This window comes from Arthrobacter sp. LjRoot14, assembly GCF_964253905.1.
Lineage (GTDB): Bacteria > Actinomycetota > Actinomycetes > Actinomycetales > Micrococcaceae > Arthrobacter.
The window spans coordinates 4165531-4186134 of sequence record NZ_CAXURL020000001.1 but is presented as its reverse complement, the minus strand read 5'-3'; the positions used below and the strand labels follow the sequence as shown (position 1 = coordinate 4186134).

General features: G+C 66.4%; 14 protein-coding genes. 7 read left to right on the top strand and 7 right to left on the bottom strand.

The window, feature by feature from the left end; translation table 11 throughout:
* Positions 1–32: 32 nt before the first annotated feature.
* The 3 genes from ACSQ12_RS19010 to ACSQ12_RS19000 all read left to right on the top strand — a co-directional run bounded on the left by ACSQ12_RS19010 (position 33) and on the right by ACSQ12_RS19000 (position 6073).
* Entirely contained in the window at positions 33–776 is a 744-nt protein-coding gene (locus ACSQ12_RS19010) for a hypothetical protein (RefSeq protein WP_436066490.1), read from the top strand.
* 322 nt (positions 777–1098) lie between these two features.
* A complete protein-coding gene (gene metH, locus ACSQ12_RS19005) occupies positions 1099–4749 on the top strand; it encodes a methionine synthase (RefSeq protein ID WP_436066489.1) in 3651 nt (1216 codons plus the stop codon).
* A 91-nt stretch (positions 4750–4840) separates the two neighbouring features.
* The gene (locus tag ACSQ12_RS19000; protein WP_436066488.1) at positions 4841–6073 is read left to right on the top strand and encodes a saccharopine dehydrogenase family protein; all 1233 of its coding nucleotides are present in this window, start codon (positions 4841–4843) and stop codon (positions 6071–6073) included.
* Positions 6074–6142: 69 nt separating this feature from the next.
* On the opposite strand, the gene ACSQ12_RS18995 is transcribed toward ACSQ12_RS19000, so the two are convergent.
* The 7 genes from ACSQ12_RS18995 to ACSQ12_RS18965 all read right to left on the bottom strand — a co-directional run bounded on the left by ACSQ12_RS18995 (position 6143) and on the right by ACSQ12_RS18965 (position 16322).
* Positions 6143–6967 carry an alpha/beta fold hydrolase gene (locus tag ACSQ12_RS18995; RefSeq protein ID WP_436066487.1) on the bottom strand — a complete coding sequence of 275 codons (825 nt, stop codon included), beginning with the start codon at positions 6965–6967 and terminating at the stop codon, positions 6143–6145.
* A 165-nt stretch (positions 6968–7132) separates the two neighbouring features.
* A complete protein-coding gene (locus tag ACSQ12_RS18990; RefSeq protein WP_436066486.1) occupies positions 7133–10021 on the bottom strand; it encodes an ATP-binding cassette domain-containing protein in 2889 nt (962 codons plus the stop codon).
* Positions 10018–10587 (bottom strand): hypothetical protein, encoded by a 570-nt coding sequence (locus ACSQ12_RS18985; RefSeq protein WP_436066485.1) that lies wholly within the window; start codon positions 10585–10587, stop codon positions 10018–10020. The genes ACSQ12_RS18990 and ACSQ12_RS18985 overlap by 4 nt, the downstream gene beginning before the upstream one ends.
* Before the next feature lie 147 nt (positions 10588–10734).
* Positions 10735–12321, bottom strand: coding sequence for an APC family permease (locus ACSQ12_RS18980; RefSeq protein ID WP_436067028.1), 1587 nt, complete (start codon positions 12319–12321; stop codon positions 10735–10737).
* 142 nt (positions 12322–12463) lie between these two features.
* Positions 12464–14116, bottom strand: a complete 1653-nt coding sequence (locus ACSQ12_RS18975) for a GMC family oxidoreductase (RefSeq protein ID WP_436066484.1) — start codon at positions 14114–14116, stop codon at positions 12464–12466.
* Positions 14117–15655: an aldehyde dehydrogenase family protein gene (locus ACSQ12_RS18970; RefSeq protein WP_436066483.1), complete on the bottom strand. Its 1539-nt coding sequence runs from the start codon at positions 15653–15655 to the stop codon at positions 14117–14119.
* Positions 15656–15716: 61 nt separating this feature from the next.
* Entirely contained in the window at positions 15717–16322 is a 606-nt protein-coding gene (locus tag ACSQ12_RS18965; RefSeq protein ID WP_436066482.1) for a TetR/AcrR family transcriptional regulator, read from the bottom strand.
* Positions 16323–16415: 93 nt separating this feature from the next.
* Between ACSQ12_RS18965 and ACSQ12_RS18960 the strand changes: the two genes are divergently transcribed.
* The 4 genes from ACSQ12_RS18960 to ACSQ12_RS18945 all read left to right on the top strand — a co-directional run bounded on the left by ACSQ12_RS18960 (position 16416) and on the right by ACSQ12_RS18945 (position 20553).
* A complete protein-coding gene (locus tag ACSQ12_RS18960) occupies positions 16416–17318 on the top strand; it encodes a LysR family transcriptional regulator (protein WP_436066481.1) in 903 nt (300 codons plus the stop codon).
* Positions 17319–17489: 171 nt separating this feature from the next.
* A complete protein-coding gene (locus ACSQ12_RS18955; protein WP_436066480.1) occupies positions 17490–18905 on the top strand; it encodes an MFS transporter in 1416 nt (471 codons plus the stop codon).
* Complete coding sequence (locus ACSQ12_RS18950) at positions 18902–19810, top strand: shikimate dehydrogenase (RefSeq protein WP_436066479.1); 909 nt, start codon at positions 18902–18904, stop codon at positions 19808–19810. The genes ACSQ12_RS18955 and ACSQ12_RS18950 overlap by 4 nt, the downstream gene beginning before the upstream one ends.
* A 2-nt stretch (positions 19811–19812) precedes the next feature.
* Entirely contained in the window at positions 19813–20553 is a 741-nt protein-coding gene (locus ACSQ12_RS18945; RefSeq protein WP_436066478.1) for an SDR family NAD(P)-dependent oxidoreductase, read from the top strand.
* Positions 20554–20604 lie beyond the last annotated feature (51 nt).

Here is a 20604-nt window from a genome sequence, read left to right as displayed (position 1 = left end):
TGGGATTACCGAGGGGGAAGAATAGATGTTCGATGACGGAGACGCGTAGCACCAGGGCGGCGGACCGCAAGCATCTGCGATTGACCGTGCCGATCTCCTTTGCCGGCATAGGTGCTATTTATTACGGAATCAGCATGCTTAGCCTTGCTAACGGCAATATGACCACTGCCCTCGCCGTAGCGGCTAATGTAGATTTCTTGCCCGCGATAGCGGCGATGTCACTACGCGCCGTTCCCGCCGTTGCCCTACCAGTTGTGATTTTCATCTTCTATCGCCTTCGCGACATCCAAACCGAAGCTGAGGACCAAGCCGTCATTGTTGTACTGACGCTAGTAGCCTGGCTCACTGCACTTTTCTTTTCGTCGGTGATTACCATTGGCGCATGCTTGCTCATGCTGGTGATGCACCTTATCTACGTGCTAAGCCACAAGAAGAACTGGAAGAAGAAGTTCAATCGCGGTCGCTTTGACTTTGAGCTGGCCGGCGTCATGATGCTGTCTCTGATTACAACGACCGTAATCTGGGGTCCATCTTGGCTGACCCGCGAAACAACAACCATTGCCGGCAAAGAACACCTCGTATCAGTCGTCAAAGAGACAGACGAGCTGATCTACTACCTCGACAGAAAATCGAATCGGCTGGTCTATGCAAAGCCAGCCGATTTGACCAACCGTGCATTCTGCGGTGGCGGCGATTTCGACACCATGAACTCACTGGTGAATTTGTTGATGTACGGCCCCACCTACCCGAACTGTCCCAATCCGAGCAAGCTTTAGATCGGCCACAACGCAAGGACAACGCCCGCCCTACGTGTCAGATGATCCGCGCTGGCCGATGAGCTCCTCGGGCGCCGTCGACGCGGCGGCCCAGCGGACGGGTCTGGTGCCACGGGCCTGCGGGAAGCAGCTTGACCACTGCGGAGCGCTACGGCTAGCTCCTATCGCGCCTTAAACCACTCCCCCAGCTTGACGAAAGGCCGGTTATCGGCCAGTTCTGATGCGTTAGTTCACGGGCGCTGCCCTTACGACATAGCAAGCCCCCGCCGTAGTACACGGACACACAGCGCAACGTTCCGGCCCCCACACGTAATCTGTTTAGATGCCTCGTTTTGCGCTTGATATTGAGTCCGTTTCCCGTCCCGTTCGCGCCCAGGCGCTCCTGGACGCCGTGAACCACCGGGTCGTCATCGCCGATGGGGCCATGGGCACCATGCTGCAGGGCCGGGAACTGTCCCTTGAAAAGGACTTCCTGGGCCTGGAAGGCTGCAACGAGATCCTCAATGACACCCGCCCGGACGTCCTCGCGGACATCCACGACGCGTACTTCGCCACCGGCATCGACGCCGTCGAAACCAACACCTTCGGCGCCAACTGGTCCAACCTCTCCGACTACGGCGTCGACGACCGGATCGAGGAACTCGCCCGCAAGGGCGCAGCGATCGCCCGCGAACGCGCAGAAGCGGCAGAAAAAACAGACGGACGCATGCGCTGGGTCCTCGGCTCGATGGGTCCGGGCACCAAGCTCCCCAGCCTGGGCCACACCAGCTACGACTACCTCAAACAGACCTTCGCCTTGCAGGCCGAGGGCCTCATCGACGGGGGAGCCGACGCCTTCCTCATCGAAACCAGCCAGGACCTCCTGCAGACCAAAGCCGCGGTCAACGGCTGCAAGCAGGCCATCGTGACCCGCGGCATCCGGCTCCCCATCTTCGTCGAAGTGACCGTCGAAACCACCGGAACCATGCTCATGGGATCCGAGATCGGCGCCGCACTTACCGCGCTCGAGCCGCTCGGCGTCGACGCCATCGGCCTGAACTGCGCCACCGGGCCGGACGAGATGAGCGAGCACCTGCGCCACCTCTCCAAGCAGTCCTCCGTGGCCATCGCCTGCATGCCCAACGCCGGCCTCCCGGTGCTTGGCCCCAACGGCGCGCACTATCCGCTGTCACCCAGCGAACTCGCCACCGCACACGAGCAGTTCGTCCGCGAATTCGGCCTGGGCCTGGTGGGCGGCTGTTGCGGTACGACGCCGGAACACATGGCCGCCGTCGTCGAACGCCTTGCGCCCTTCCGCACCAGCGCCGCCGTCACCGGCGGTGGGAGGGGAACCGACGGCGGCCGCGTTCCCACCGAGCGTGAAGCCGGCATCGCCTCCCTCTACCATCACGTGCCGTTCGACCAGGAATCCGCCTACCTCGCCATCGGTGAGCGCACCAACGCGAACGGGTCGAAGGCGTTCCGCCAGGCGATGCTGGAAGAGCGCTGGGACGACTGCGTCGATATCGCCCGCGAACAGGTCCGCGTTGGCGCGCACCTGCTTGACGTCTGCATTGACTATGTGGGGCGCGACGGCGTGGCCGACATCAAGGAGATCGTGTCGCGGTTCGCCTCGGCCTCCACCCTTCCGCTGGTCATCGACTCCACCGAACCGCCGGTGCTGCAGGCCGGGCTCGAACTCATCGGCGGCCGCCCGGTGGTCAACTCCGTCAACTATGAGGACGGCGACGGCCCGAACAGCCGCATCGCGCGCATTATGCCGCTGGTGAAGGAACACGGCACCGCCGTGATCGCCCTGACCATCGACGAACAGGGCCAGGCCCGCACCACCGAAGGCAAGGTGGCCATCGCCTCCCGCCTCGTCGACGCCCTGGTGGGCGAATGGGGCATGCGCGTCGAGGACATCATCGTGGACGCCCTGACCTTCCCCGTCGCCACCGGCCAGGAAGAAACCCGCCGCGACGGCATCGAAACCATCGAGGCCATCCGCCAGATCACCACCAAGTACCCCGGCATCAACACCACCCTCGGCGTCTCCAACGTCTCCTTCGGCCTCAACCCGGCAGCGCGCGTGGTGCTGAACTCCGTGTTCCTGCACGAAGCCGTCCAGGCCGGCCTGTCCAGCGGCATCATCGACGCCGCCAAGATCGTGCCGCTCGCCTCCCTCCCGGAAGAACAGCGCAAAGTGGCCCTGGACCTCGTCTATGACCGCCGCGAATACGATGCCGACGGCAACGTCACGTACGACCCCCTGGCCATCATGCTGGACCTGTTCGCCGGCGTCGACACCGCAGCGCTCAAGGACCAGCGCGCAGCGGAACTCGCCGCCCTGCCCACCGGCGAACGCCTGCAGCGGCGCATCATCGACGGCGAAGGCAAGGGCCTGGAAGCTGACCTGGACCTTGCCCGCAGCGAAGGCATGTCACCGCTGGCCATCATCAACGACCAGCTGCTCGAGGGCATGAAGGTGGTGGGTGAGCGCTTCGGCGCCGGCGAGATGCAGCTGCCGTTCGTGCTGCAGTCCGCCGAGGTGATGAAGAACGCGGTGGCCCTGCTTGAGCCGCACATGGAGAAGTCGGACGCGTCGGGCAAGGGCACCATGGTGATCGCCACCGTGCGCGGCGACGTGCACGATATCGGCAAGAACCTGGTGGACATCATCCTCACCAACAACGGCTACAAAGTGGTCAACATCGGCATCAAGCAGGGCATCGCCGAGATCATGGCCGCCGCCGAAGAGCACGACGCCGACGTGATCGGCATGTCCGGGCTCCTGGTGAAGTCCACGGTGGTGATGAAGGAAAACCTCGCGGAACTGCAGTCCCGGGGCCTCGCGAAGAAGTGGCCCATCATCCTCGGCGGCGCAGCCCTGACCCGCGCGTACGTGGAGCAGGATCTGGCGGAGCAGTTTGAAGGAACCGTCCGGTACGCCAAGGACGCCTTCGAGGGCCTGGCCCTCATGGAACCCCTGGTGCAGGTGGCCCGCGGCGCCGATCCTGACGCCGTCGGCCTTCCGCCGCTGAAGAAGCGGATCCATAAGGGAGGCCCGAAGTTCACGGTGACCGAACCGGAGGCCATGCCCGGCCGTTCCGACGTGGCCGCCGACAACCCCGTGCCTGCGCCGCCGTTCTGGGGCACCCGCATTGTGCGCGGCGTGGCACTCCACGACTACGCGGCGTTGCTCGACGAGCGCGCCACGTTCATGGGGCAGTGGGGGCTCAAGCCCGGCCGCGGCGATGACGGCGCTTCCTACGAGGAACTGGTGGAACTCGAAGGCCGGCCGCGCCTGCGCTACTGGCTGGACCGCATCCTCGCCGAGGGAATGCTCGACGCGTCCGTCGCGTACGGCTATTTCCCGGTGGTCGCCGAAGGGGAACAGGTGGTGGTGCTGCACCACGGGGAGGATCACGACGGCGTGCTCGGCACCCCGGGCCTGCTCGCCCCCGATGGCGGTTCAGGCGGTCCGATCGGCACCGAGCGGCTGCGTTTCGACTTCCCGCGCCAGCGCCGGGACCGGCACCTGTGCCTCGCCGACTTCGTCCGTTCGCGCGAATCGGGGCAGGTGGACGTCCTGCCCGTGCAGCTGGTCACCGCCGGTTCGAAGATCGACGAGGTCACGTCCGAGCTGTTCAAGGGCAACCACTACCGCGACTACTACGAGCTCAACGGCCTGGTCATGCAGCTCACCGAGGCACTGGCGGAATTCTGGCATGCGCGCATCCGCTCCGAGCTGGGCTTCGCGGCCGAGGAGCCCAAGGACAAGGCAGGGTACTTCAAGCTCGATTACCGCGGTGCGCGGTTCTCGCTCGGCTACCCCGCGTGCCCTGACATGGAGGACCGCCGCAAGGTGACGGAGCTGCTGCGTCCCGAGCGGATGGGCGTGGTCCTCAGCGATGAGCTGATGCTGCACCCCGAGCAGTCCACGGACGCGTTCGTGTTCCACCACCCGGAGGCGAAGTACTTCAAGGTGTGAGTTGGAGCCGGATCGGGGGCGGGGACGCAGCGCCTCCGGGGTAACCGGTCCAAAGCTGCTTAGTGCAATGCCGCTGTGAAAGGCTGCAGTCATGGACACCTCTTCTCGGGAACATGACCTCGTGATCTACGGAGCGACGGGTTTCGTTGGCAGACTGATTGCCGCCTACATTGCCGGGCATGCACCGGCCGGTTTCCGAGTTGGGCTTGCGGGCCGGTCCATGTCCAGGCTTGAGGCGGTTCGGGCGGAGTTGCCGGCCGCGGCGCACGGGTGGGCCCTCATCGAAGCCGCCTCGGAGGACGCGGACTCAATCGCCGCCCTGGCTGCGAACACACGCGTGCTCTTCACAACCGTCGGTCCATACGCGAAACACGGACTGCCCGTCGTCGAGGCCTGCGCCCGGGCCGGTACCCACTACGCCGACCTCGCCGGTGAGGTGTTCTTCATCCGGGAGGCGATCGATCGCTACGACGCTCTGGCCAGGACGAGTGGGGCCAGGATCGTGCACTCCTGCGGCTACGACTCTGTGCCGTCCGACCTCGCCGTACTGCTGCTTCATCAGGCGGCAGAAGCCGATGGCGCTGGCGGTCTGGTCGAGGTGCAACTCGTTGCTAAGGCCAGGGCCGGCATCAGCGGGGGCACCCTCGAATCGATGCGCGGGCAGCTCGATGCGATGCGATCGAGCACCGCCCTGAGGTCACTAGCCGCGGACCCCTACGCCCTGAGCCCCGACCGCACACGGGAGCCAACGACACCACAGCCGCCTGACGCCGGTCCTGTGCGCCGTTCCGCTGACGGCACCTGGACCGCGCCTTTCATCATGGCCCCGTTCAACACCCGGATAGTGCGCCGCAGCAACGCATTGCAGCGCTGGGCCTACGGGCGCTCCCTTCAATACGGCGAGGTGATGGGGGTGGCCCCCGGACCGGCAGGAGCGGTCATCGCCAGGGCAATGGCACTCGGGCTCAGGGCATTCACGGGCGCGATGGCCTCCCCGCCTACCCGGAAGGTGCTCGACCGCTGTCTTCCGGCACCGGGTACGGGTCCGAGCACCAGCACGCAGCGCGCGGGCTGGTTCCACTCCCAGGTGACCGCCCGCACCGAGGACGGCCAGCGTTACCAGGCGATTGCTGCTGGCCCCGGTGATCCCGGCTATGCCGCCACCGCCGTGATGGCAGGGGAGACAGCACTCGCTCTTGCCCTCGACGGCGACCGGCTGCCGCCCGCGAAAGGGTCGCTGACACCGGCCACTGCACTCGGCAACGTGCTCATAGAGCGACTCCGCGCGGCCGGCCACACTTACCAGGTAACCAAACTCGCCTGAACCCGGATCCTGCAGGTCACCTGAAAAGAAGGCTGCAAAACCGGGCGGGGGAGGGGCCCGCGGCGCCTGTCAGGAGCGGGTGTCGAGGTAGTGCAGAATCGCCCGGGCTGTTTCCTCCGGGGCGCTGACGTGGGGGCAGTGCCCGGTGGCCTGGAGCTGCACCAGAGTGCTGTGTTCCAGATTCTTGTGCAGGTAGGCGCCCACTTCCGGCGGGGCAAGCCGATCGTCGGAGCACTGCAGGATCAGGCAGCTGGTGCGCAACTTTTTCAGTTCAGGGCGGGTGTCGGAAAAGAAAGTTACCCCGGCGAAGTGCCGTGCGATGGTCGGATTTGTCCGGCAGAAGCTGACACGCAGGTCCTCCGCTAGTTCAGGCTCCTGCGGGTTGCCCATAACCATGGGGGCCAAGGCCGCGGCCCACGCGAAGTAGTCACTGTCCAGAGATGCCAGCAGGCCCTCGATGTCTTCCCGCGAAAAGCCGCCCACGTAGCCGTCGTACGGGTCATCCGTATGACGGGGCGAAGGAGCAAGCAGAACCAGGTGGGAGAAACGGTTGGGGTCCTGCACAGCGGCGATCACGGCGATCATCGTGCTGACACTGTGGCCCACCAGGATGACGTCCTCAAGGTCAAGAGCGGCGCAAATCTCCAGCAGGTCCGAAGCGTACCCGTTGAGGGATCCGTACTTCTCCCAGTCATAGGCGCTGATGTCAGAGTGTCCTGCACCAACATGGTCAAAAAGCACCAGCCGGTAATCATCAACGAAATAGGGCAGCAGCTTCCGCCACATAGCCTGATCGCAGCCGAAACCGTGGGCAAACATCATCACAGGCCCGTCATCCCGGCCCGATATGGTGACATTGTTCCGGCCTATTACCGCAGCAACTCCTTCTTTCACATTCTCACTGACCCTGCATCGGGCGGCGTCCTGTCCCAGACTATCCACGGGGAATAGCGAATCCTAGGGATCCCCGCACTATGACCTTCAAGGCGACGTCCGTTCAGCCCATTGCGTGCGACGCGGCTTACGCGACTCCCCGACAGGGACCTGTGTCGGGTGTCCTCAAACTCCAATGTGTAGCCGGTCCTCGGACTGGGTGGATTCAGCCTGGGCGGATTGAGCCTGCACGGCCTGCCCGCCGGGTCCAGGAACCATGCCGGAGACCGGCTTCACCCGCCGGAGCGCGGCGAGGATAGCCCGCCCCACCACGGCGATACCGATGATGGTGGTGACGGCACGCAGGGTGTCCCAGCCCGCCGTCGACGTCAACAGCGAGTAGAGCAGGAAGCTGCTGAGGTTGGTGCCCAGCGGCGCGCCGGGCACGTAGGAAATGCCGGTGCCGGCACCGACTGCGAAGGGCCAGAACCACAGGTTGGTCAGCAGGCCGAACAGGTAGGACGCCACGACGCCGTAGCCGCACAGCATCCACAGTTCGGCTCTTCCCCGCACCCGGCGGGGGAGCAGGCCGGCCCCCGCGCCCACCCACGCGCAGGCGAAGAGCTGGAACGGCGTCCACGGCCCGAGGCCGCCCCACAGGGCGCTGGAGAGGGCGATGGTGGCGGCGCCCAGGAGCATGCCGAAACGGGCGCCGAAGGCCCGGCCGGCCAGGATCAGCAGGATGAAGACCGCCTCCACGCCCCCGACGCCGGTGCTCGCCACCCGCACCGCCGAACCGACGGCTGCCAGGACGCCGAGCAACGCCACCGTGTGTGCGGAGCGGACCGAGCCGTCCATGGACACAACGATGGCGACCGCGGCGAGCGGCGCAATGGCCAGCGCCGCGTAGGGGAGGGCCGCGGCGGCATCCTCCGGGAAGGCCGCTGCGAGCAGCGGCCAGCAGAATGCTGCCAGGGCCAGAACGTTTGCGGCTGCGAGGACGGCGAGCTCGACGCCCCGCGGCATCCGGATGCGGCGCCGTTTTTCCGCGCCCTGCGAGCCTGTCCGTCCTCCGGTGACCGTTGGTGCCAGTCCGGCGCCCGCCGTCCGGGGGAGCGGCAGGGGCCGTTCCGGCGCCTCGGCCGGTGCAGAGGAAGGCGCGACGCCGTCACGCATCGGGAGGATCCGGGCGCCCAGGCTGTGGGCAAAGTCGAGGTCGTGCGTGGCGATCAGGACGGCCGCACCCGAGTCCGCTGCAGCCCGCAGCGCGGCCAAAACAGCTGTGCGCGCCGCAGGATCGAGTCCGCGCGTCGGCTCATCGATCAGGAGCACCGGGGGATCGTCCATGGTCTGCAGTGCGATGGCAAGGACCCTGCGCTCTCCTGCGGAGAGGTCCCGGGGATGCTCGTGCCCAATGGGAATCCGGACGTCTCCCCGCAAACGGGCAAGGTGTGACGCCGCAGAGCCGGGCCCGGGCTGTCCGTCCTTCTTTCGGCGCGCAAGGCGCCGTTCGGCCGCGCGGAGCTCGCCCGCGACCGTATCCCGAGTGAACAGGTCGTCCGAGGCGTCCGGCACCAGGGCGACGCGCCCGCCGTCGACCGTGCCGCCGTCGCGCTTTCCTGCACTGACCGTTCCTTCACTCACCATGCCCTCACCCAGGGCGAGCGCCACCAGGAGGGACGACTTCCCGGCACCGTTCGGCCCCACCAGGGCCACTACTTCACCGCGGTGCAGGGTCAGGGATGCGTCGCGCACCAGCGGCTTGCCCTTGCGGTGCACCGCGAGCTTGGCGGCCGTCAGTACGGGCGCGAAGTCCGCTGGCAGTGCCGGCGCTGGACCGGCGTCGACAGGGCCCGACGGCGAGGGCGCGGCTCCCGGTACCAGGGCGCCGTCGTCGATGGTCCACCACGAGTCGGCGACCGGGACGAGCGGCTCCGCGCGGTGCTCCGCCACGATGACGCAGACGCCGGCGTCGCGGGCGAGGGCGTTGAGCACGGTGATGACGTGTCCGCGTGCTGCGGTGTCAAGGTCGGCCAGGGGCTCATCAACCAGGAGCAGGGCCGGTTGCTCCACCACCGCAGCGGCGATGGCTACGAGCGTTGCCTCGCCGGCCGAGAGGGTGCTGACATTCCGGTCCAGGAGCGCCGACACCCCGATGCTCTCTGCCACCTCCAGCACCCGGGCCTTGGCGGTACCGGATGCCATGCCGCGCAGCTCGAGTGCCAGGGCGATCTCGTCCCGGACCCGGGTGGTGGCGAACGCGGCGCGGGGATTCTGCAGGACAACGCCGATAAGGCGGGCAGTATCGCGCGGCGGCGTGCTGGCACGGTCCGCTCCGGCAACGCGAACGGTGCCGGACATGTCGCCGCCGTCAACGTGCGAGAGGAGGCCGGCCATGCCCCGCAGGATGGTGGACTTGCCGGAGCCCGTGGGCCCGGTCATGACCGTGATGGACCCGCTCGACGGCGTGAAGTCGGCGACGCGCACCTGCGCGTCACCAATGCGGAACTCGGCGTCCCGGAGGAGGAGCGGTGTTTCGGTACTGCTGCCGGGTTGGTCTGCCGCCCGGCTCCCGAAACCGCGCAGCTCCAGTGCCGCGGCAACCCGGGCCGCGTGTTCAAGGGTGCGCTCCAGGACGGGAACCAGGGCGCGGGGTCCGAAGCGTTCGCCCCGCAACCGGAAAGCCAAGCGTACGGAGGTGACGGCGTCGGAGAGTGCAGGGAGCGCGGCCCAGGCCACCACAAGCGTCCGGGCCATGCCCTGCATGGGGCCCCGTCGGGCCAGGTGCACGAAGCCGCGGGCCACGTCCACCCAGGCGTTGAGCAGGCCGAAACCAAGGAACATTGCGGCAATCGGCAGGGCGGACAGGACCGCCGCCCACAGCCCGGGAGCCGTGACCGGACCGAGGAGGACCACATGGGCGTACGGGGCAGGCAGCCGAATCGCCGGCAGGTCGAGCAGAACCGGCTCGGCAATGCCTGCCCCGTTGAAAAGGACGCGGTAGATGACCCGCGCCACGATGAAGACGACGGCGAGGGCCGCCCCTGCACGTAGCGGCGCGGGTCGAAAGGTCATGCCGCGGGTGCGGCCGGTGCGCCGTCGACCGTGAAGAGCAGTTCCAGGCTCTCTCCGGGGCTCACCTTCAGGGTGGCGAGGCCTTCCTGGGCGTATGCCCAGTCACCGGAAGCCGGCTTAACCCAGAGAGCCCAGTAGGCAAAAGCGGCGGGCATCTTGCCGCAGTCTTCCCGGTACGTGCCGCCCTTGTGGGTGATGTCGAAGTCTGCTGCGGGCACACCGTTCACCCGGCACGCCAGTTCCTTGGGATATTGGGCGGTGCCTTCGGTTTTCACCTTTGCCTCTTCGAGCGCCTTGGACGCGAGGATCGGCGCGTCCGCGGGGACACAAACGGACGTATCAGCGGCATCCTGCTTCAGGGCGCCCGAATCGACGATGACCTTCACGCCGGCGCAGGTCTCGCCGTCGGTGGATGAGGCGGCGCTGGATGAAGACGTCACCGGGGACGCCGGCGCGGAGGTGGTGGGCTGGGTGGCGGCCGGCGTGGAACAGGCGGCGAGGGTAAACAGGAGACCTGCGGCGGCGAGGGAGCTCGCGGCGGCGGTGCGGATCTTAGTCAAAGTCACATGTCAAGGGTAGGGCGTGGCCTCTCCGGATCGGGATGCCGTCGCGTTGTGTGACGTCAAGTCACGCACAGGCACGCGGCATTGACGCAAAAGGGCCGACGACGGCGCCCGGGCGGGTGCCGTCGTCGGCCCTTCTCTTGGGTGGTGCTAAGCCTCCGTCGCGCCCACCTTGACTGGGCGCGCATCCTCCGGGGCTTCGTGCTGTGCTGCTGCGTACTGCGGGGCGCCCGACGACGGATGTGCTGCGACTGCCGCGGCGTGCTCGGCCAGCACCCCGGTCTGGTGGCGGATCTTCAGGCGGTAGAGCAAGGCACCTCCGCCGGTCACTGCGGCTACGAAGATCACTCCGCCCCACTGCAGGTACCACTCGAACGGCGGCACCGAGTTGTAGATTTCTGCCCGCGGCCAAACCAGGTTCAGCGTCATGGCCCCGCCCCAGAAGACCGCGAGGATGTTCACGGGCAGTCCCCACTTGCCCATGCAGAAGCCGGGCTCGGAGCCGTCTGTGGCGAGCGGCCACTTCTTCAGGAACCGGTTGCGCAGCAGGGGAACGGTAACCAGGAGGTAGGACAGGTAGATCAGGACGATGCTGATGCTGGACAGGATGGTGAAGATGGCCGGCTGCGTGACGTTGACAAGCAGCGGGATGATGGCCATGACGCCGATCACGATGGCCGCGACAGTGGGGGTCCTGCGGACCGGATCGACCTTGCTGAGCTGCCGGCTGAAGGGCAGGTTGTTGTCCCGGGCCATGGCGAACATCATGCGGATGGCTGCGGCGTGGACGGCGAGGGTGCAGACCACCACGGCCACCACGATGCAGGCGAGGAAGGCCTTGCCGAAAGGGCCGCCCAGGACGGAGAGCACAATGTGCTGCAGGCCGCCGTCGGCAGCGCCCACCTTGGGGTCGGTCAGGTCCGGCGCGGCCAGGATGCCGAAGAGCAGGATGAGTCCGCCCAGCACGAACGAGGCCGTGACGGCGCGGAGGATCGCCTTGGGCGCGGTGCGCTTGGGGTCCTTGGTTTCCTCGCCGAGGGAGCTGGCGGTGTCGAAGCCGTACATGACATAGCCGGACGCCATGGCGCCGATCAGGAAGACGCCGAAGAAGCCGAGGTCCTGGCCTTCCCCGAACCCTGCTGTGTCAAAGAAGACCTCGGGTCCCCGCACCGCATGCCACCCGAGCGCGAGGATCAGCAGCACGGCCGCGATCAGTTCGACGAACACGCCGATGCTGTTGATCCTGGTCATCAGCTTCACGCCGAACGCGTTGATGAGCGTAGAGATGGTGATCATGATGGTGGCCAGCACCACGCCGTTCATGGCGAAGTCGTAGGGGCCCGTGCCGTCTCCGACGAACTGGAAGCCGGACCACAGCTGCGGCAGGGTGAGCTGCAGGGCCAGTGCCACTGACCCCAGCGCCATGATGGAGGACAGCATCAGCAGCCAGCCGGCCAGCCAGGACGACGTCCCTGAGGAGAGCCGCTTGGCCCAGTTGTACACCGATCCGGCAACGGGGTACCGGCCGGCCAGTTCGGCAAAGCACAGCGCCACCATCAGCTGCCCTGCGAAGACGAGTGGCCAGGACCAGGCGTAGGCAGGGCCGGCCATGGAAAAACCGAAGTAGAACAGCTGAAAAACACCGGTGAGGATGGAGATGTAGCTGACGCCCGCGGCGAAGCTGGCAAACTTGCCGATGCTCCGGTCCAGGGTCTGCGTGTAGCCGAATTCGTCCATGCCGCTTGAATCAATACTCTTGCTGGGTTCCAAAATGTGAACTCCTATGTCAGAAAAGTACGACGTCAAAAAAGTACGCTCGATGCAACCCGCGGCCGCCATTGGACGCGGGCGAATTCAAATAGCCTCCGGAACTTGCCGCTCAGGCGAAGGAGGGGCTGAGCTCTACCTCTTTCCTTGCAGCGCCGGTGTGGCCGGCGCGGCTGAGATCGGCCCGGATCAAATCAGCGCAGCGCTCGCCGATCATCATGACGGTGATGTTGGGATTGACGGTGACGTGCTCGGGCATGACGGAAGCATCCGCCACGCGGAGGCCGGTGACGCCCTTGACCCGCAGCTCGGGATCAAGCGGTGACATGTCGTCGTCGGGCGGGCCCATCCGGACGGTGCCCACCGGGTGGTACACCGTGTTGTGGGTCTTGCGGATGTAATCCTGCAGTTCCTCGTCCGTCTGCGCCTCGACGCCGGGCGAGAGCTCGCGGCCGGTCCATTCGGCCATGGCGGGCTGGGCGGCGATTTCACGGGCCTTGCGGATGCCGGCCACCATGACGCGCATGTCGTGGCCGTCGGGGTCCGTGAAGTAGCGCGGGTCCACCATGGGCTTGTCGCGGAAGTCGCGGCTGCGCAGCCGGACGGTGCCGCGGGAGCGGGCGTGGGTGACGTTCGGGGTGAGGCTGAAGCCGTTCTCCGTGGTGGGGTAGCCGTGCCGCAGGGTGTTCATGTCGAACGGGACGGAACCGTAGTGCATCATCAGGTCCGGGCGGTCCAGGCCGTCCTCGGTGGGGGTGAAGATGCCGATCTCCCACCACTGCGTGGAGGTCTGCACCATGGGCTGTTTGGCCTCGAACTGGACTACTCCTTCGGGGTGGTCCTGGAGGTTTTCGCCCACGCCGGGGGAGTCCGCCAGCACCTCGATGCCGTGCTGGGCCAGGTGCGCTGCCGGGCCGATACCGGAGAGCATCAGCAGCTTGGGGGAGTCGATGGCACCGGTGGACAGGACCACCTCGCGGTGTGCGGAGAGCAGGTGGGTCCGGCCGAAGGCGGAGTCCACCACGTCCACGCCGGTGCAGCGCTTGTCCGCGTCGAACACCAGCTGGCGTGCGCGGAGGCCTGTGAGCAGGGTGAAGTTGGGGCGCTCGATGATGGGGTGGATGTAGGAGACCGAGCTGGAGGCCCGGGTGCCGTCGGCGCGGCGGTTGATCTGAAAGAAGTTGGCGCCGTTGACCACGGTGGCTCCGGTGTTGAACTTGGCACGGGGAATGCCGGCCTGCTCGCAGGCGTCCAAAAGTGCGACGCCGGCAGGATCCACCGGGGGCACGTTCATCAGGTGCACGGGTCCGGAGTCCCCGTGGTGCGGCGCATCGGGCCCGGCGTCCTCGTTCGTTTCCAGCCGCTGGTAGAGCGGCCAGGCAGCGTCGGCGTTCCAGCCGTCGGCGCCATACTTGGACTCCCACTCGTCCAGGTCCTCGCGCGGTGCCCAGAAGGCGATGCAGGAGTTGTGGCTCGAGCAGCCGCCCATCACCTTGGCGCGGGCGTGGCGCATGAAGGAGTTGCCGTTTTCCTGCGGCTCCACCGGGTAATCCCAGTCGTAGCCGGATTCCAGCAGCTCCATCCAGCGGTCCAGTTGCAGGATCTCGGGCAGGTTGCGGTCATCCGGGCCGGCCTCCACCAGGGCTACGGTCACGTCCGGATCCTCGCTCAGCCGGGCGGCGACGGCGGCACCCGCAGATCCGCCGCCGATGACGACGTAGTCGAACCCGCGCTCGCCGAGGTCTTCAATGTTGTCGAAGTGCATCTATTTCTCCTTGCCGTGGTCAGCAAACCAGCCGGTGACCTGGGGGCTGGTGTTCTGGTAGATGTGCTTGGCTTCCTGGTATTCGGCCAGGCCTGTGGGGCCCAGCTCGCGGCCGACGCCGGACTGGCCGAAGCCGCCCCACTCAGCCTGCGGGAGGTAGGGGTGGTAGTCGTTGATCCAGACCGTGCCGTGCCGCAGCCGGGATGCCACGCGCTGCGCCTTGCCGGCATCCTGGGTCCAGACCGCGCCGGCCAGGCCGTACACGGTGTCGTTTGCGGTGGCCACGGCTTCGTCCTCGGTGCGGAATGTCTCCACGGTAACCACGGGGCCGAACGCCTCGTCCACGACCACGGACATTCCCCGCTGGACGCGGTCCAGGACGGTGGGCTGGTAGTAGAACCCGCCGTCGTACTTTTCCCCCTGCGGCGCCGCACCGCCGGTGCGCAGCCGCGCACCCTCCTGGATGCCGCGCTGGACATAGGCGTGGACCTTGTCGCGGTGGGCTTCGGAAATCAGCGGCCCGGTTTCGGCGGCGTCGTCGAAGGGGCCGCCCAGGCGGATCTGCTCCGCACGGCGGACCAGCTCGTCCACGAACCGTTCGGCAATGGATTCCTCGACGATCAGCCGCGCCCCGGCGGAACAGACCTGCCCGGAGTGGACGAACGCGCCGTTCAGGGCATTGTCGACGGCGGCGTCGAAGTCCGCGTCCGCGAACACCACGTTGGGGTTCTTCCCGCCAAGCTCCAGGGCCACCTTCTTGACTGTCCCGGCGGCGGCCGCGGCGATTCGCTTGCCGGTTTCCAGCCCGCCCGTGAAGGAGACGAGGTCGACGGCGGGGTGCTCCGAGAGCGGCGCGCCCGCCTCCGCGCCGGCGCCGGTCACGAGGTTGGCCACGCCGTCCGGCAGGCCGAGGTCCTGCAGCAGCTGCATGGCCAGGATGGCGGTGGACGGGGTCAGCTCGGAGGGCTTAAGGACGAAGGTGCAGCCGGCGGCCAGCGCAGGCGCGATCTTCCACGCCGCCTGGAGCAGGGGGTAGTTCCACGGGGTGATCAGGCCGCAGACGCCCACGGGTTCATAGACGATTTTGCTGACGACGCCGGCGTTCCCGGCGTCGACGATGCGGCCCGCCTGCTGCCCGGCGAGCCTGCCGAAGTACTCGAAGCAGGCGGCGATGTCGTCCATGTCGATGCGGCTTTCCACCATGCGCTTGCCGGTGTCCAGCGACTCCGCGCGGGCGAACTTTTCCCGGCGTTCGCGCAGCCCGGCGGCGACTTTGAGGAGGAAGGTGCCCCGCTCGGGTGCCGGGACGGAGGACCACACGCCGGAGTCGAAGGCTGCACGGGCTGCGGCGATGGCGCGTTCGGCGTCCTCGCGGCCGGCCTCGGACACTGTGGCCACCAACTCGCCGTCGGCGGGGTTACGGATAGCGCGCACAGCGCCGGAAGCGGCCGGCTCCCATCCACCGTTGATGAACAGGGTGGATGCTGTCTCGGTTCCTGCGGTTCGAACGACCTCATGGGCTGGTGTGGCGTAAGTCATACGAGGGACAGTAATGCACATTGAACGAGTGTTCAATACTTTCTTGAACAGTTGTTCAATGCTACTTGGGGGCTGACTCCTGAACCGGTGCGAAGGCGATATCTTCCGTGCGGGCGATGCTTCGCTGGATGGAGGCCTCGTCAACGCCGAGAAGAGCCGTCAGCCACATGCCGTTTTGGATGACCACAATGTCAGCCGCCCGCTCCCTGCAGGCCTCCCAGGAGAGACCGGGCTGGGCGTTGGAAACGAGTGCGGCGAGGCCGTCGAGATAGCGGTCGAAGGCCTCGGCGTTGATCTGTGCATAGCCCTCGTCCGCCTGGGCGAGGGCCCAAAGGTGCAGGCGGAGGGACAGGTAGCGGGTGGTCAGCAGGTCAGCGGCGGCCACTCGCCGCAGGGCCTTGCGCAGCTGTTCCTCCGGGTCTGACGACGGGTCGGGCGCCACCAGCAGGAGGTCGTGCTCGTCCACCCGGCGCAGGGCCGCCCGTATCAGGCTCGTCTTGTCGTCGTAGTAGTAGTTCACCAGGCCGAGTGCGACGCCGGCCTCCCGGGCCACGGCCCGCATGCTCACCCCCGAGATCCCATGGCGGGACAGCAGGTCCAGCGCCGCCTCGAGAATGCGCGACTGCCTGTCCATCTGTTCGCCGGAGTTCACGGCATTGGTCCCCATCTGGCCAGACTATTGCCTCAGCCGTACCGAGTGCACATTCGGTGGCGTTGGGCCGGTTTAGTGATGTTCAGGTTGAGGGTACATTCTGAAGGCATGACAGAGATTCGCTGGCTGGAGGCGTTCGTTGCGGTGGCCGAAGAACTGCACTTCGGCCGTGCCGCGCAGCGCCTGCACACTTCGCAGTCCCCGCTGAGCCAGACCATTCGGAAGCTCGAGGCGGATCTGGGGACACGTCTGTTTGAGCGCAACACCCGAAGCGTGGCACTGACGCCGGCCGGGTACGCCCTACTGCCGCGCGCGTATCGCGTACTTCAGGAGATGCGCCTGGCGCGCGAGGCCGCCCAGGCCGAAATCGAGGGAGTCCGTGGCACCATCAGAATCGGATTCTCCGGAGCCGTGAACCACCTGACCCTCCCGCCGCTGACCCGTGCCGTGCGCCGGCGTCACCCCGACATCAAAATGGTCCTGACCAGCCGTGTGCGCACGGCGGACGGACTGGCCAGCGTCGCGAACGGCACCCTTGACCTTGCCTTCGTGGGCCTTCCCGAAACCCCGGTCCCCGCGGTGATGACGCGGTTGGTCGCCAGCGAAGAAGTCGGCGCGGTGCTGCCGCTGGACCATCCGCTGGCACACGAAAAATCCATCCCCTTGCAGGCACTGGCGTCCGACGATTTCATCTCTCCGCCCCTGGACGGCTCGTCCTCCATGACCGAAGCGATGCTCGCGTCCTGCATGGCGGCCGGCTTCCGCCCCCGCATTGTCCAGGAGTTGTCAGACCCCTACATGGTGCTGACGTTCGTGGCTGCCGGCGTGGGGGTCACGCTCATGAGCAGCGGGATAGCCGGCATCATTCCTTCCGGCGCAACGTACGTGGCCCTGGATCCGCCGCAGCACTTCATGAACCACGCCATCGCGTGGTCCGAGGAAAATGACTCCGCCGTGTTGGCGGCTGTGCTCGCCGTCGTCGAGGAAATCTTTCCTGGGACCGCCAACTGACTCCCGCCCCATATAGTTGAATTGCAACATAGTGATAGATGATTTTAGTCGTGGACTAACTAAGTGATCGCAGCCACACTGGATGGAGAAGCCGCATAGCGCGGCAAACCGTTTCGCAGCCGGCCCACCCCAGGAGCCCCCGAGACGGTCCCGTTACCTGAAGGGAACACCATGTCAGTGTCGACATTGGCGCCAGCACGCCCCAAGAACAATGCGAAGATCGCAGCAGTTTCGGGATTCGTGGGCAGCGCGCTTGAGTACTACGACTTTTTCATCTTCGGCTCGGCCGCAGCCCTGATCTTCGGCAAGCTCTTCTTCGCCCCCGGTCCGTCCGCAATGCTCTTGTCCTTCGCCACCGTTGGTGTGGCCTATGTTGCACGTCCGCTAGGGGCAGTGATCTGCGGACACCTCGGTGACAAATTCGGCCGCAAGAAGGTCCTGCTGCTCACCCTGCTGCTGATGGGCACCTCAACCTTCCTCATTGGCTGCCTTCCCACATACAGCGACATTGGAATGGCAGCACCGATCCTCATCGTGGCCCTCCGCCTTCTGCAGGGACTCTCGGCCGGCGGCGAATCGCCGGGGTCAAGCTCCCTCACCCTCGAGCACGCACCTGACAGGAAGCGCGCCTTCTACACGAGCTGGACGATGAGCGGCATCATGTTCGGCATCGTGCTCTCCACGCTTGTGTTCATTCCGGTGGCGTCCATGCCCGAGGACCAGCTGCTTGCCTGGGGCTGGCGCATCCCGTTCCTCGCCAGCGCAGTGGTGACCGTCATCGCCTTCGTGCTCCGTCGACTCCTGGAGGAGCCGCCGGTCTTCGAGGACGTCAAAGCGCAGGACGAAGTGGTCAAGGTTCCGATTGTCACCCTGTTCCGGCACCACTGGGTCACCGTCATCCGTGTCACCGCCATGTCCCTTTTCACCATCATCAACACCATCATCAATGTGTTTGCGCTGTCCTACGCCACGTCTGTGGTCGGTGTTGAAAAAGGGCTGATGCTGACCGTAATCGCAGTGGCCAACCTCGCCGCGGTGGCCATGGGCCCGCTGGCCGGCATCCTCTCCGACCGCATCGGCCGTAAACCCGTCTTCGTCACCGGCCTGGCGCTGCAGATAGCGATGATCTTCGTGTTCTTCTCGGCCCTGTCGTCGGCGAACGTTCCGCTGATCTTTGTGACCGGCATCCTTCTGATCGGCGTTGCGTACACCGGGTCGAACTCCATCTACCCCGCCTTCTTCCCGGAGCAGTTCCCGGTCAAGGTCCGTTACTCCGGTATGGCCATCAGCCTCATGTTCGGGCTCCTGCTGGCAGGATTTGCCCCGGTCATTTCAGAGCTGCTGATCGGTGGCGACAAGGCCAACTGGGTTCCAGTGGCAACGTTCGCCGCCGTGGCCTGCGCCATCTCCGCCGTCGCCGCACTGATGGCACCCGAGACGTTCAAGACTCCGACGGCCCTGCTGGGCCTGAAGAAATCCGACCCAAGGCGCCACGCGTCGTCGTCCGTGACCCAGGAGCCCGCAGCACCGCAGGCCAGCACGGCTGAGGACAACTCCCGCGCGGTTGCCGATAAGGCACGGGCATGAGCCAGCAAACACTGCCGGGCGTTTGGGCTTTCCGCCCGCGTGAAGCCCATAGAAACCATCGGTTCGTCGTGGGTTTGCTCGGTTCCGGCATCGGCGGATCGCTCACCCCGGGCCTCCACGAAGCGGAAGCAGACAGGCTGGGCCTTGCCTACACCTACCGCGTCATCGATCTGGACGCCCTCGGACAACCAGCAGAAAAGTCAGCGGCGCTGGTGCGGCACGCAGCCGATCTTGGATTCGACGGCCTGAACGTCACCCACCCGAGCAAGCAATTGGTGCAGGACGGCCTTGACGAGCTTTCGCCTGAAGCCCGTATCCTCGGTGCCGTCAACACCATCACCTTTCACGACGGAAAGACCGTAGGCCACAACACGGACCACACCGGCTTCATCGGCGGCCTCCGGGCCGGCCTCCCGTCCGCCGCTACCGGCTCGGTGGTGCAGATCGGTGCGGGGGGAGCCGGCGCGGCAGTGGCCTTCGGGCTACTCAGCTCCGGAACCAGGCACCTGGTCATCGCCGACATTGAACCGGCAAAGGCCGAAGGCCTCGCCGCCAGGCTGGCCTCGCACTTTCCGGACAGCCGGCTCTCCGTGACCCGGACCGATGCCGTCGCCGGAAGCATCCAGGAAGCCGACGGGGTAGTGAACTCAACGCCCATCGGCATGACAGGGCACCCCGGCGTGCCCGTTGATCCCGACCTGCTCCACCCCGGGCTCTGGGTAGCGGACGTCATTTACCGGCCGCTCGAAACCCAACTGATCCAGGCGGCGCGCCGCAAGGGCTGCTCTGTCCTCGACGGCGGACGCATGGTGGTGGGTCAGGCCGCCGCCGCCTTCGAGCTCTTCACCGGCATCCCCGCCGACGCCGGCAGCATGCTGGCCACTTTCCGGCAGGCGGTCAGCTAGGCATGGATTCCCAGACACCCGGCACCATCGCCGAGTCCCGCTGCCTAGTGGTCGGGGCAGCCAGCGGCATCGGTCTCGCGACGGCGGCGCGCCTCAGGGCCTCCGGCGCCGCAGTGGTAGGTGCTGACCTGCCCACGGCCGCCTGGCCCACAAGACCAGGCACCTCATCACTCGCCATGGACGTCACCGACCCGGCATCTGTTGCAGCCGGCGTCTCCTCGGCAGCGTTGGAGATGGACGGGCTCGACGCGGTAGTGAACTGCGCCGGCATCCTGGGGCCAGTGGCCCCGGCAGCCGCCACATCAGTCGAAGACTTCGAACGCATCATGAAGATCAACCTGACAGGAGCGTTCATTCTCTCGCAGGCCGTCCTGCCTGGGATGGCCAAGGCAGGCTACGGACGGCTACTCCATATCTCCTCGACCGCCGGCAAGGAGGGCGTGGTCAATATGCCCGCGTACTCCGCCAGCAAGGCAGGGATCATGGGGCTCGTCAAGTCACTCGCCAAGGAGTTCGCGCTCTCCGGCGTCACCGTCAATGCCCTCGCCCCGGGCAACGTGGTCACCCCGCTGTTCGCCGAAGTTCCGGCCGAACAGCAGGCAGCCCAGGCCGCCAAAATACCCATGGGCAGGTTCGGGACCCCCGCCGAAGCGGCCGCCCTCATCGAATTCATCATTTCACCGGCGGCCTCCTACACCACCGGCTCCGTTTTCGACCTGTCCGGCGGCCGGGCCACGTACTAGCGCGCCCACACTCCCGCCGGACCGCATCACACTTTCCTACCAGCACCAGAA

Bases quoted from the DNA above. Each gene is read 5' to 3' on its own strand.
- ACSQ12_RS19010 (WP_436066490.1), top strand. From the start codon at position 33: ATGACGGAGACGCGTAGCACCAGGGCGGCGGACCGCAAGCATCTGCGA.
- metH (WP_436066489.1), top strand. From the start codon at position 1,099: ATGCCTCGTTTTGCGCTTGATATTGAGTCCGTTTCCCGTCCCGTTCGC.
- ACSQ12_RS19000 (WP_436066488.1), top strand. From the start codon at position 4,841: ATGGACACCTCTTCTCGGGAACATGACCTCGTGATCTACGGAGCGACG.
- ACSQ12_RS18990 (WP_436066486.1), bottom strand. From the start codon at position 10,021: ATGACCTTTCGACCCGCGCCGCTACGTGCAGGGGCGGCCCTCGCCGTC.
- ACSQ12_RS18980 (WP_436067028.1), bottom strand. From the start codon at position 12,321: ATGGACGAATTCGGCTACACGCAGACCCTGGACCGGAGCATCGGCAAG.
- ACSQ12_RS18975 (WP_436066484.1), bottom strand. From the start codon at position 14,116: ATGCACTTCGACAACATTGAAGACCTCGGCGAGCGCGGGTTCGACTAC.
- ACSQ12_RS18970 (WP_436066483.1), bottom strand. From the start codon at position 15,655: ATGACTTACGCCACACCAGCCCATGAGGTCGTTCGAACCGCAGGAACC.
- ACSQ12_RS18965 (WP_436066482.1), bottom strand. From the start codon at position 16,322: ATGGGGACCAATGCCGTGAACTCCGGCGAACAGATGGACAGGCAGTCG.
- ACSQ12_RS18960 (WP_436066481.1), top strand. From the start codon at position 16,416: ATGACAGAGATTCGCTGGCTGGAGGCGTTCGTTGCGGTGGCCGAAGAA.
- ACSQ12_RS18955 (WP_436066480.1), top strand. From the start codon at position 17,490: ATGTCAGTGTCGACATTGGCGCCAGCACGCCCCAAGAACAATGCGAAG.
- ACSQ12_RS18950 (WP_436066479.1), top strand. From the start codon at position 18,902: ATGAGCCAGCAAACACTGCCGGGCGTTTGGGCTTTCCGCCCGCGTGAA.
- ACSQ12_RS18945 (WP_436066478.1), top strand. From the start codon at position 19,813: ATGGATTCCCAGACACCCGGCACCATCGCCGAGTCCCGCTGCCTAGTG.